The following is a 13,055-nucleotide window of genomic DNA, read 5'->3' on the forward strand; positions in this document are numbered from 1 at the left end:
ACTCTATTCTTTCTCAGTAAATAATGGTAACGGACTATTCGCAATACCTATTGAATACCTCACGGATTTTGAAAATCTGCGAGGTATTATTAACCATCAACCTCGACTTTACTTTCAATGGCAGAAAAAAACACCAATAACACTACACAACTAGACTCAGGAACTTACGAGATCATCCAGAGCCGATTGCTCAAGCAAAAGAATGACTTGCAGCAACGACTTAATGAGCTTAATGAAGAACGTAAAAAGATCTTCGGTTCTCTAGAAACACGACTGATTGCAAACGACCGCGTGAATACAGAAAATAACTGTATTGCCCGTGATATCGTGACCATCGGTAAATACAGCATCTTTGGTTACAACGTGCATCTAGGACTGCGCACTGAGATGCAATTGAGCGATGTTTTTAGTATCTATGAGTTTGATCGTGACGGTGTGGATGGTGATGCGTTACGCTTTCGCGAAAGCGGGAACAAACAAAACCTCATCACAGATCCTATTTTTCAAACTGATTTTGAAAATCTGTACAAATACTATCGCAACACGATATTTTCCAAGTTTGCGATTATGGGGAATTACCTGCATATGGTATTTCAACTTAGTGATTCTGTTACGGATATCAAGACTTTTAAGTGGTTGATTACAGACGATGGTTTACAATATGTAGACAATCGTAGTGAGCATGAATATCGTTTTCCAGCGCAATATGGTTTCCAGTGGAAAGAAGCTGGACGCGATAATCAACGTGCTGGTGTGCATGGACATGTATCGATTCTAGACAAGGTTTTTGTAGAAACTATAGGTGGTGATTTAACCATAAAGGTTGAAGATAATACCGACGATGGTCAGGGAATTTATCGCGAAGACGTAGAACACCGCGACCAGACACTGGATGATGGACAATATCGTTATGCCGATTTAGGCAATCTGATTGTTCTAGAAATAAAACCGTTTCAAGAAGAGCCTCGTTATTTTGTGTACAACCACAAGATTAAGGAAGTAGAACGCATCAATAGTATTGCAGAGGCTGCAGTATTGCTGCCAGATGATCAAGGTATTATTTTCCCAAGTGGTTATTACTTGCAAACTGGAGAGTACAACGTATTCCCTAGCGATGCTGGTAAATTAAAATTTCAACAAAGAATCGCATCACCTAATGGTGAAGATCATTTGTATGTGTTTTACAATGCTGCACAAGGATTGTATGTTTTGATGTCTTACAATGTGATTGATCAAACGGTAAAGACACCTATCGTTTGTAATGGATTTACGATTTTAGAACAAGGTGAGTTGTGTTATTTCCGCACCGAAGATGAACAGACCAAGCATCACATGATGCAAATATGGCAAACACCTTATTTAAAAGGTAATATAATGCCGTCTGAGCATCAAGACACGATGTTATTTAAGATAGGTAACAAGGATATTGTTAAAGCTATGGCGCAGGCAAATGAGCTTCTCACGCTTCTTAACAAAGAAGATAGTTATGGTGGTTTATATGATGACATTGCACGTTCTTCAAAAGATATTCTAGATGCCTATTACTGGTTGCCTGAAGAAGAAACTAAACAAATTAATCTACCTCTTAACGAGATCAACAAAGCGTCTAACGCAGCAATTGACGAGTTTGAGAAAGTAAAACAGCTGCGCAAACAAGCAGTTGCAGATACTAGAGATATTTCTAAAAAGGCAGATGAGCTTTTCAGTAAAATTAAAAGCACCTCATTTAAGTCTATCAATGATTTTGTAGAGCTACTGACTCAGCTGCGCAGTTTGCGAGGTGAAGCGATAGGACTTTATGAAATACGTTATGTAGATACCGATTTTATAAAAGGAATCGAGGAGCAAATCGTAGAACAAAATGAAGTGATCTCACGTCGTGCGGTTACTTTTTTACTCGATGATAAAGCACTCGCTCCTTATCACGATGCTGTTGCAGAAAAACAAAATGCACTAGACGACACAAAAAAAGTGATCGAGATTAAAAATCTTGAGAAAGAAGTGAATCAAATTGCTGAAGATCTCGAGCTGTTGATAGACATCGTTTCTAATCTAGAGATAGAAGACACTTCTCACTCTACTAAGATTATTGAGAACATATCGTTGATTTTTGCCACTATCAATCAGGTAAAAGCGGCGATTAAGAATAAAGTAAAAACCGTAGGTAAAAAAGAAGCGCAAGCCGATTTTGCCGCGCAGTTAAAGCTGATTGACCAGAGTATTATCAATTATCTGGACATTGCAAACACACCAGAAAAGTGTGATGAGTTTCTTACCAAAGTTTCTATACAACTAGAAGAGTTAGAAGGGAAATTTGCCGATTATGAAGAGTACATTACAGAGATTATAGGCAAGCGCGAAGAGGTTTACGCTGCTTTTGATAATCGTAAAAGTAGTCTGGTAGAAGCGCGCAATAAAAAGGCAATGGCATTTCAAAATGCTGCCGAGCGTATTCTAAAAGGTGTTCAAAAAAGGGCACAATCGCTGGATAGTATTACAGAAATCAATGGCTATTTTGCTAGTGATTTAATGATCAATAAAGTGCGAGATATCATCGCACAATTGAAAGATCTGGACGACGCTGGAAAGGCCGAAGCTATAGAAACAGCTCTTAAAGTTGCTCGTGAAGATGCCTTGAGGAAACTCAAGGATAAAAATGAACTCTATGAAGATGGTGATAATATCATCAAGTTGGGGAAACACAAATTTGGTGTTAACAAACAGCAACTGGATCTAACCATAGTTTTCAAAGACAAAGGTCTTTTTTATCACTTGACAGGAACAGATTTCTATCAGGAATTACATAATGAAGTCCTGACTCAATCCATGGATATATGGAATCAGGATTTGGTTTCAGAAAACGGGCAAGTCTATCGTTCTTCTTACCTAGCCTACTCGATTTTTAATGAGGCAGATAAGGAGAAACTACGATTAATGAGTCCAGAAAATTTGTTAAGTCATGTCCAGGAAATTGCCAGTGGTAATTATTCTGGTGGCTATGTAAAAGGAGTTCATGATCATGATGCGGCACAAATTCTAGGTGTTTTATTACATAAACATCACGATTTAGGATTGCTTACTTATGATCCTAATACAAGAGCTCATGCTCAGTTTTTCTGGAACAGTATGGAGGAATCACAACGCACTAAATTCAATAGAGTTTTAAAAAGTGCTGGCGAGGTGCTATCTGTTTTTCCGGATAGCAAGGAGTATGATTTTATTGTAGAGGAACTGGCTGATGAGGTTTTTAATTGGTCTAACTCCACTGACAGTTTACAAATCGCAAGTTACTTATTCAATGAATTAAAAGATAACGACCACTTCACGGTGAGCACGAGCGCTATTCAATTGAAGGAAGCTTTTGAGAAGAAGATAAAATCTCAAAATGCCGATTTAAAATTCAAGAAAAGTCTAGAGGCTTGTGAGGACGAGTTATCTAAAGTGGAATTGGTGAGGCATTGGGTTTCTGCTTTCGCGAAAGCGGACTCAAAACAAGCCTTGTTACCCTATATTAATGAATGTGTGGCAAACATTCTTTACGGAGAATTAACTGCTGATAAAACCGTGGCAATATCACCCAGTGAAACGATTAGTGGATTGAAAGGTTCACACAGCACGATTGCAGAAGGTGAGTTCTTATTCAATTACCATGATTTTACATCAAGTTTAGAACATTTTATAAACATAAAAGTTCCAGCTTATGAGACTTTTAGAAAAGCAAAACATCAGGTTACTGAAGAACTTAAAGAATCCTTGAGACTAGAAGAATTTAAGCCTAGAGTATTGAGTTCTTTTGTACGTAACAAGTTGATTGACCAAGTTTATTTCCCATTAATAGGAGATAATCTAGCTAAACAACTAGGATCTGTAGGTGACACTAAACGTACAGATCGCATGGGATTATTGTTATTGATCTCGCCACCAGGTTATGGTAAAACGACCTTGATGGAATATGTGGCTAATAGACTGGGCTTAATATTTATGAAAATAAATGGCCCAGCGATAGGTCATGAAATTACATCAGTAGATCCAGAAGCGGCAACCAATGCAGCGACCAGAGAAGAACTCAAAAAGCTAAATCTTGCTTTTGAAATGGGTGATAATGTGATGTTATACCTAGATGATATCCAGCACTGTAATCCTGAGTTTTTACAAAAATTCATCAGCCTGTCTGATGGGACACGTAAGATTGAAGGAGTTTATAACGGTAAGCCTAAAACCTATGATTTACGTAGTAAGAAATTTTGCGTGATTATGGCAGGAAATCCATATACAGAAAGTGGAGATAAATTCCAGATTCCAGACATGCTCGCAAACCGTGCCGATATTTATAATCTAGGTGATATTATAGGTGATACAGCTCATTTATTTGAATTGAGTCTCGTAGAAAATGCACTGACTAGTAATCCTGTATTGCAACAATTGAGTAACAAGCATTTTGATGATGTGTATGCGCTTATAGATCGTGTTCAAAACGGAGCAAGTGATAATGAGTTGAAAGGAAACCACAGCAATCAAGAAATAGCCGATTATGTTGCTGTGCTTGAGAAGGTATTAAAAATACGTGATACCGTTCTTAAAGTGAACCAAACCTACATCGCAAGCGCTGGAATGGAAGACACTTACCGTACTGAGCCTAGTTTTAAACTACAAGGTTCTTACCGTGATATGAATAAACTGGTCGCTAAGGTAGTTCCTATAATGGACGATAAAGAGTTGCAAACGCTTTTATTATCGCACTATGAAAGTGAATCACAAACCTTAACTAGTGCTGCTGAAGCCAACCTGTTGAAGTATAAAGAACTCGTCAACACCATCACTCCAGAAGAGCAACAACGATGGGAAGACATCAAAGGGATTTTTGCCAAGAACAATAAGCTTAGTGGCCTAGGTGGACAAAATCAGATGTCTCAAGTCCTGAGTCAAATGATGGATTTCACCGAAAATCTAGAAGGCATTAAAGAAGTGTTGAGGAAAGGATTGTCTAAGTAAAAACAGACTAGTTGACGACTGACGACCGATGATTTTAGATAATTAATAGTATTAAACCGCCTTCAACATCTCTACAAGGTCGTTCTCAGTATCCTTTCCTTTGTCTTTATTATACCAGTTTTGAAGTTCTTGTTTAAACTCTGGAGAAAGTGCCCCTTTTGCAGTTTTTTCATCTGCAACAAGTTGAGTCGCTTTAGTAGGTCTAGGACCCCATGTTGTCACAGGTAGGCCAGTATTTTTATCTACAAGAATAAGTTTTGCAATAGCACGACCACCATTTGTTAAAAACCGATCCATTAATAACAGGTTTTCGTCACGTAAAACCACCTTAAAATCCACACCAGCAGTTTGCGCTACCTTATTCATCATGGGCATAGTTTGGGCTGCATCACCACACCAGCTTTCAGTAATGATTAAAAAATAAACATCTTTATTGAAAAAGTCTAAAAACTCCTGATTTTCTGGTAAGATTTTCAAAGTCTTATCCAACCGTTTCATGCGCTGGTTGTTAAGCTTAGTATACTCTGCGAGCACTTCAGTCACCTCATTACCACTATTAGTCCCATTTACTGTATGCGCCTCTAAAAAGGCTCTATACTGCTCATAGGATATAGACTTATCTGCGGCATCTTTTATTATCTGTTGTAATTCCATAATACAAATGTAAGTCAGCTTACAAGGTCTATAAAATGACAAATGTCACTGGTTATGTGAAATTATTCCCTAATATTTAAAGCGTCTACTTTCTTTCTTTTCACTATGCTTTTTCTTATCGTTTAAACGCTTACGCTTTACGGATTTAGGTGTGGTTCTTTTCTTTCTTAGTTTTTTCACTACTAAAGCTCCAGTAAGCAACCCGATAAAACGTTTAAAAACTAATTCTTTGTTACTAGATTGACTTCTAGAATCTTGACAACTCAATTGCAATATACCATCCTTTGTCAATCGGTTTTGTAATTTTAATAAAACACGCTCATGTTCTACATCTGTAAATGCAATGCTTTTACCAGCATCCCATTCTAGCAAGACTTTAGTCGCAACCTTATTAGCGTGTTGCCCACCAGGTCCACTGCTCGCCACAGCTTTGTAATTTACTTCTCTATGTAGCTGACCTAGATCCATCTAATTTTGGTGTGCCGGTTTCAATAAGTCATTAACTGTTTTAACGGGATTGAAAGTAATTAAAGGAACTTCAACAAAAACACTGTTCCAATACGCCATTCCTCCATTCCATAAACCAGGAAGTTCTTGTGCTTTAATATCCATACCTAATCTAGATTTATGTGTTATAAAGCCAGTCTGCTCATCACAAAAATCTAACAGATTAAATTTCTCTCCTTTATAATCACGTACGGCACATACTAAATCTACTGGATTAAAGTGCGTACTTTTATTTACTATGGCTACTTGCTGCGTATTGCTTTTGTCTATTTGCGCACCTTCTATAATCTCTATAGAAAGTTCGCCTTTCTGATTATATACCCAAAAAGGCCCACCACCAGGCTCACCTTCATTTTTTACCATCCCACAAACCCTTAATGGTCGATTAAGACGATTAAATAAATACTCAAGCTGAAACTCTCTAGCATATTTTTTATAATCTGATGGTAATACAGCACTTAATTGTATCATTAAAAACTCTTCTATCTCAGCTTTAAGAATTTCATCGACTTTATTCTCATCGATAAGTCTTAAATATTTAAAACATTGCTCTTGTAAGGTTAATAAAAGACCAGCTAGTGATTTCTTATAATCGCCTACCTCTTGCTCCAGCGATGACACAGTAACATTATCTATATTCTTTATAAAAATAATGTCAGCATCAAGTTCATTGAGATTCATTAATAAAGCTCCATGCCCAGACGGTCTGAAGAAAAGATCACCAGTTTCAGTAACTATAGGTTGATTATTATAATCTACAGCTATGGTATCTGTAGACGACTTTTGATGCGAAAACTCAATTTCAAATTCTGTACCTGTTTTAGATTCTACTATTTTTTCAATCCGGTCAAATTCGGCGTTGAAATGATCTTTAAAGTCCTCGGCAATTGTAAAGTGTAGTCTTGCCTGTTTATTTGTTGAAGCATAGATACTAGCTTCAAACAAATGCTCTTCAAATGCAGTTGTGTTGTGGTCCTTGTATCTGTGAAATGGTACGAGACCTTTAGGCATGTTCCCATAATTAAGGCCATCTATTTCTAGCATTTGTTTCACAAACAAAATTTTCTTCTCTCGATCTGCTTTTGCATGCCACTCATTATAGGTTGTTCTTAATGAAGTCATTACCTCATCATAAAACGGGAATTTTTCTATAGCAATAAAGAATGTGAATAATTCTTGTGCTCTATTTTTATTAATGAAAGAATTGATAGAATCTTCACACGGATCAAAATCCTTTAAAAACTCGTGTAAAAACTTAAACATTCTAGTTGCTGCACCACTAGCTGGAACAAATTTGAGAATTTGTAAATGATCAAGCCTTTCTTCATACAAACGTTGATATCGAGAGTGATCTGAATTGTGAAGTTTTAATATACCATCTGACACCACTGCTGGTCGATCTAACTTTACAACGGGAAATCCTATCTTAAAACGCTCAATTTGCTTTAAGATCGTATCTGTAGTGATATTTTTACTTTCCAGTTGCGCTAGTTGTTGTTTAGTAAACTTGATCATTTAGACTCATTTTCTATCGCCTTTATTGCATTTTCAAATCTTTGAGTATCCAACCCATCAACAATTCTGTAAGGCTTATTAAACTTATTGAGTGCCGCTAGAAACAACTCAAACATTTCTTCTCGACGTTCTGGCCGGTCTCGCAAATCATCTGGAGTCCAAGGAACGTCTACTTGTAATAGTAAATATAACTCATATGACGATTCTTCCACAGCATTTATAAGTTCTTGCGGTGCCTGATTGAAATATGCCATAGAATACACATAGGTTTCTAACACATCTGTATCACAGAAAAGATAATCCAGAGCTTTACTTACTGCATTGTTTTCTAGATTTCTTTGACCTATTGCAATAGGTAAGATATCATCATAACTACAAACTTCTCCAGTATGGTTAAATTTAACCTGCAGATATTCTCTAGCAAATTCTTCTATTAAGACAGTATTGTAATGTTGAGCTAGCTTTCGCGAAAGCGTACTCTTACCAGTGCTTTCTGGTCCATATAAAACTATTCTTTTCCCAGAATAGGCTGCTTGTTGAGGTATTTTTTCCATTCTAAATAACCGTAGTAAGCAATAATAGCGAGAAATAAATAAAGTAGTGCACTGAAACTGTATCCTTTATAAAAATATAACGGAACTGATATGACATTTCCAACCAGTAAAACTATCCAATGCTCCAGCTTACGACGCGCCATTAACCACATACCAGCAAAGAAAATTCCTGTAGTAAGCATATCTATATATGAAACTGTACTCTCTAACCTGTCTGTATAAAAGTATAAAAAGAAGATAGCAACGGCAGCAGCAATGAGTAGCAGGAAACTTACAAGCCATTCATTCCTGCTAGCCCTAGTAATTAGCGTTTCATGAGTAACGTCTATTTTGCGCGTCCAGATGTACCAACCATAAATACTCATTATAAAGTAATAAATATTAATCACCATATCACCTAACAAATTCCACTGCCATAAAAGATATGAAAATATCAAGGTACTAATTATTCCAAAAGGAAAAACCAAAATATTATTGCGTTTAGAATACAACACACTTATTACAGATGCAACCACCATTATAAGTTCTAATACAATATGAGAAGTCTTATAATCTCTGTACTGACCAAAAAGAAATTCTATAACCTCACTCATCTAAAAAAACGGTTCATAATCACTACGATCTGTCTTTACTACTTTCATATAGAATAAAACAGCTTTAGTTTGTTCCATACTTTTCGACATTTCTCGAGTTAAAAACTGCATTAATGGCACAAAATCCCCATAAATTTGAGTCGCCAGCGGATTCTCCAATACCGTAAATTCTGAGTCGCGAAGCGTTTTGATGAAATCAATAATGTGCTGTTCATAGTCGTCTTGTAATGGCGACATAGTTAATTCAATTGATGCTTTCATGGTTAGTTTTTAATTCCAATTAATTTTTTGTTCAATTGCTGTACCAATAACGAGCATATCAGCACCAGCGAGATAGCTAGATTCTAGCTGTTGTAAAGATCGCAAGCCACCGCCAACTATTAAAGGAATCTGCAACTGATTTTTTACAGATTTTATGATTTCTGGATTTACTGGTGTAATAGCACCACTACCTGCCTCTAGATAAATCAATTGATTCCCCATTAACTGGCCAGCAAATGCTGTGTGAACTATAAATTCTGGATCGTACTGAGATAATGGTAAGGTTTGAGAAACTCGTTGCACTGCACTTTCATGACCACCATCGATTAACAAATATCCTGTCGGCACGATTTCCAACTTACTTTTCAATAACTGTGTAGCAGCCTGCCGTTGTTGTCTTATTAAATAATCAGGATTGTCTCCAGAAATTAAATTGAGAAACAACAAGCCATCAGCATTTTCGGTAAGTTGATGATGTGATCCAGGAAAGATAACGATCGGTATCTTTATAATTTCTTTTGCAGCAGTAATCCACTTATCGAGATCTACATTTACCATTGTGCTGCCACCTACGAAAAGTACAAAATACTCGACATCAACCTCTTTTTGAATTAGAATTCTGAGATTATTAATGTGATCAAAAGTCTCTACTAAATCTTCAATCCTTGTTTTTTCTGGATCTAACAAGAACGCCATAGTACGCTGGCTTTCTTTTATCGTTCTTAAAACATTATGCATTATGAGCAGGAAGTATATATGCCATCATAAAGTTTTCTAATCGTTGAAAATATACATCATACTTAAAGTTATCTCCGTTATAGACTATTCTAGATATCGTGTGGTTTAAATCCATTTCAAAAGGCTCTACATAACAATGCGCTTTAAAACCAAGACCTTTTGTCCCATAAAGTTTATACATTGATTCTTTTGCACCCCAAATTACCGTTAATGGTTCTATAGCGTCCTCTAGTTCTGTAACAAACTCTTCTTCATAGCCTATAAACTTTGGAGCGATACGCTTAATTTTATCTCGTAACTTCTCAATATCTATCCCTACAGGTTCATTACTTATGATAATTGCCGTGAATTCATAACTATGCGTTATGGATATATTCATACCGTCATCTAGGTATGGTTTACCATCTACATTGTAATACAGATTTTGATCTGTGTAACCAGCTTCTCTCAAAAGATGTCTTATACTCAAGAAGCCACGCCTGTGCAACTCAGAACTCATAGTAAATAATCTATTAATAGAGCTCTCAGAGAGTTCCAGTCCAGTGCGCAACCACGCCTCAGACTCAGTTATCTTCCAGACATATACGGTAGTATTTTCTCTATTTGTTAGGGTTTTGTAAAGAGGCACGAGAATCGATTAGTTTTTTGTAAATTTGCAGCCGCAATTTAAGCAAATAACAGCTTTTAATTTGTTGATTTTTAAACATATCAACGACATAAAGCTAACATATTAAAATTCATTATGAGTACAAACACAATTCCATACGTTCCATACAAAGTAAAAGATATCACTCTTGCTGAGTACGGAAGATTAGAAATAGAGCTTGCAGAAGCCGAAATGCCAGGTCTTATGGCATTACGTGAAGAATATAAAGAATCACAACCACTTAAAGGATCACGTATCGCTGGATGTTTACACATGACTATACAGACTGCTGTACTAATCGAGACTCTAGTTGCATTAGGCGCAGACGTAACATGGTCATCATGTAACATATTCTCAACTCAAGATCATGCTGCTGCTGCAATTGCTGCTGCTGGTATACCAGTATATGCTTGGAAAGGAATGAGTGAAGAAGAATTCAACTGGTGTATTGAACAAACGTTATTCTTTGGTGAAGATAGAAAGCCATTAAACATGATACTAGATGATGGTGGTGATTTAACTAATATGGTATTTGATGAATTCCCAGAACTAGCAGCTGGAATTAATGGTTTATCTGAGGAAACAACCACAGGAGTTCATAGACTATATGAGCGTATGAAGAATGGTACTCTGGTTATGCCTGCTATCAATGTAAATGACTCTGTAACTAAGTCTAAGTTTGATAATAAATACGGTTGTCGCGAGAGTGCTGTAGACGCTGTACGTCGTGCAACTGATACGATGCTTGCTGGAAAGCGTGTTGTAGTTTGTGGGTATGGTGATGTTGGAAAAGGTACCGCAGCTTCTTTCCGTGGCGCAGGTTCTATCGTTACGGTAACTGAAATCGATCCAATTTGTGCATTACAAGCAGTAATGGATGGTTTTGAAGTAAAGCAATTAGAGAACGTTGTCGGTAATGCAGATATTGTTATTACAACTACAGGAAATAAAGACATTATACGCGGTGAGCATTTCAAAAGCATGCGCGATAAAGTAATCGTTTGTAACATTGGTCACTTTGATAATGAAATAGACGTTGCTTTCTTAAATGAGAACTACGGTAGCTCTAAAGTAGAAATCAAACCACAGGTAGACAAGTATACGATTGATGGTAAAGATATCATCTTACTAGCTGAAGGTCGTCTCGTAAACTTAGGTTGTGCAACAGGTCACCCTAGTTTTGTAATGAGCAACTCTTTTACAAATCAGACTCTTGCTCAAATCGAATTATGGACTAACGCAGATGCATATAAAAATGAAGTTTATATGTTACCTAAACATCTTGATGAAAAAGTAGCAGCATTACACCTATCAAGAATGGGCGCAGAGCTTACAGTTCTTAAGAAAGATCAGGCAGATTATATAGGAGTAGAGGTTGAAGGACCTTTCAAGCCAGAATATTACAGATATTAATATTTAACCTTTTGCTTGGGTATTAAGTTTTATTTTTTAACTTAACACTTTTTGCAAATGGCGCGGATATTGTAACTACGCTTTTGTGAAAGCGTATTAATAACAATTTATGAAGATTATCGAAGAAGCATTAGCTTTTGAAACTGAAACAATGAGTAATATGTCAACCAGCGATAGAGTCCACGCATCAAGAAGAGCAAAGGATTTAATCTTAGGTTTAAATGATATTTACAAAGAAAACAAAGACGAAGAGATCATGGATCTCATGAAACGTCTCACTGCCAAAAAGCAGAAGATTGAGAAAAGATTGAAAGGTAGACCATAAGGCCTATTAGACAATAAAATAGCAGCCAGTAAAGTATACTCCTTAAAGAGTGTGTTTTTACTGGCTGTTTTCATTAAATACTTTACCATTAATCATATCGTTTATATTTAAACTCTTTTACTTATGAAAAACTTAAGTGTCTATTTATCAATATTGCTTATACCAATAGTTATAACTTCATGTTCAACAGATTTTCCGCGTGAGGAGATTGAAACGGCAAATCTATCGGGCTTTATAGAAGGTGGTAATGCTGGCGGAATATATGGAGATGCTGGACTTAAAATCACTAAGGACTCGATACAAATGACGGACTGGCCTGTATCTAGATTAACCACGAGCCTTAATGCTTTATTAGACACTACTTTGATAGACAAAACTAGTCTTACTGATTTTTACACCATACAAATTGAAAATAAAGGATTACTAAAACAACGTGAATTTATCGACTCATTAGTTGTTGTTTTAAATAAACAAGACTTAATAAAATAGACGAAACAACGGTTTTTAAAAATTTATTGAACATAAAAATCCCAAGTCACTTTAAGCAACTTGGGATTTTTTAATGTAAAAAAATAGTTTTTAAGCTTCTGCCTGAACGATAGAAACGTAAGATCTATTATTTCTTTTTTTAGTAAACTTCACTAATCCGTCTACTTTTGCATGTAATGTAAAGTCCTTACCAGCATATACGTTTTCACCTGGATGGTGCTCCATACCGCGCTGACGAATAAGAATGTTACCAGCAATTGCTGCTTGTCCACCAAAAATCTTAACACCTAAGCGTTTTGAATGAGATTCTCTTCCGTTTTTCGAACTACCTACTCCTTTTTTGTGAGCCATGGTTATAAATTTTAAGG

At 36.3% G+C, this 13,055-nt stretch carries 13 protein-coding genes; 4 read left to right on the top strand and 9 right to left on the bottom strand.

All coding sequences use genetic code 11. The features are described 5' to 3' along the window. Nucleotides 1-117 precede the first annotated feature (117 nt). Nucleotides 118-4,992, top strand: coding sequence for a DNA repair ATPase (locus R1T42_RS11050; protein WP_317290363.1), 4,875 nt, complete (start codon nucleotides 118-120; stop codon nucleotides 4,990-4,992). Between the two features lie 51 nt (nucleotides 4,993-5,043). On the opposite strand, the gene R1T42_RS11055 is transcribed toward R1T42_RS11050, so the two are convergent. From R1T42_RS11055 to R1T42_RS11090, 8 genes are all read right to left on the bottom strand, one after another. Further along, the gene (locus R1T42_RS11055) at nucleotides 5,044-5,646 is read right to left on the bottom strand and encodes a thioredoxin family protein (RefSeq protein ID WP_317290364.1); all 603 of its coding nucleotides are present in this window, start codon (nucleotides 5,644-5,646) and stop codon (nucleotides 5,044-5,046) included. 69 nt (nucleotides 5,647-5,715) lie between these two features. After that, a complete protein-coding gene (arfB, locus tag R1T42_RS11060) occupies nucleotides 5,716-6,114 on the bottom strand; it encodes an alternative ribosome rescue aminoacyl-tRNA hydrolase ArfB (protein ID WP_317290365.1) in 399 nt (132 codons plus the stop codon). Continuing rightward, entirely contained in the window at nucleotides 6,115-7,668 is a 1,554-nt protein-coding gene (locus tag R1T42_RS11065) for a DUF4301 family protein (protein ID WP_317290366.1), read from the bottom strand. Beyond that, on the bottom strand, nucleotides 7,665-8,222 hold the full coding sequence (locus R1T42_RS11070) for an ATP-binding protein (RefSeq protein ID WP_317290367.1): 558 nt from the start codon (nucleotides 8,220-8,222) through the stop codon (nucleotides 7,665-7,667). The genes R1T42_RS11065 and R1T42_RS11070 overlap by 4 nt, the downstream gene beginning before the upstream one ends. Next, nucleotides 8,177-8,815, bottom strand: coding sequence for a nicotinamide riboside transporter PnuC (gene pnuC / locus R1T42_RS11075; protein WP_317290368.1), 639 nt, complete (start codon nucleotides 8,813-8,815; stop codon nucleotides 8,177-8,179). Before pnuC ends, R1T42_RS11070 begins: the two co-directional genes overlap by 46 nt. Next, nucleotides 8,816-9,076: a hypothetical protein gene (locus R1T42_RS11080; protein ID WP_317290369.1), complete on the bottom strand. Its 261-nt coding sequence runs from the start codon at nucleotides 9,074-9,076 to the stop codon at nucleotides 8,816-8,818. A 9-nt stretch (nucleotides 9,077-9,085) separates the two neighbouring features. Beyond that, nucleotides 9,086-9,814 carry a geranylgeranylglyceryl/heptaprenylglyceryl phosphate synthase gene (locus R1T42_RS11085; RefSeq protein WP_317290370.1) on the bottom strand — a complete coding sequence of 243 codons (729 nt, stop codon included), beginning with the start codon at nucleotides 9,812-9,814 and terminating at the stop codon, nucleotides 9,086-9,088. Beyond that, nucleotides 9,807-10,442 (bottom strand): 4'-phosphopantetheinyl transferase family protein, encoded by a 636-nt coding sequence (locus R1T42_RS11090; protein ID WP_317290371.1) that lies wholly within the window; start codon nucleotides 10,440-10,442, stop codon nucleotides 9,807-9,809. Before R1T42_RS11090 ends, R1T42_RS11085 begins: the two co-directional genes overlap by 8 nt. Nucleotides 10,443-10,556: 114 nt before the next feature. Here R1T42_RS11090 and ahcY point away from each other — a divergent pair, with 114 nt between their 5' ends. The 3 genes from ahcY to R1T42_RS11105 all read left to right on the top strand — a co-directional run bounded on the left by ahcY (nucleotide 10,557) and on the right by R1T42_RS11105 (nucleotide 12,687). Continuing rightward, nucleotides 10,557-11,873 (top strand): adenosylhomocysteinase, encoded by a 1,317-nt coding sequence (gene ahcY, locus R1T42_RS11095; protein WP_036583610.1) that lies wholly within the window; start codon nucleotides 10,557-10,559, stop codon nucleotides 11,871-11,873. Between the two features lie 109 nt (nucleotides 11,874-11,982). Then, nucleotides 11,983-12,198, top strand: coding sequence for a hypothetical protein (locus R1T42_RS11100; protein WP_036583607.1), 216 nt, complete (start codon nucleotides 11,983-11,985; stop codon nucleotides 12,196-12,198). A 123-nt stretch (nucleotides 12,199-12,321) separates the two neighbouring features. Continuing rightward, nucleotides 12,322-12,687, top strand: a complete 366-nt coding sequence (locus R1T42_RS11105) for a hypothetical protein (RefSeq protein WP_317290372.1) — start codon at nucleotides 12,322-12,324, stop codon at nucleotides 12,685-12,687. Between the two features lie 90 nt (nucleotides 12,688-12,777). On the opposite strand, the gene rpmA is transcribed toward R1T42_RS11105, so the two are convergent. Then, nucleotides 12,778-13,038 (bottom strand): 50S ribosomal protein L27, encoded by a 261-nt coding sequence (gene rpmA, locus R1T42_RS11110; RefSeq protein WP_036583603.1) that lies wholly within the window; start codon nucleotides 13,036-13,038, stop codon nucleotides 12,778-12,780. Nucleotides 13,039-13,055 lie beyond the last annotated feature (17 nt).

The sequence above is a fragment of the Nonlabens ulvanivorans genome, assembly GCF_032922765.1.
Taxonomy (GTDB): Bacteria; Bacteroidota; Bacteroidia; order Flavobacteriales; family Flavobacteriaceae; genus Nonlabens; species Nonlabens ulvanivorans.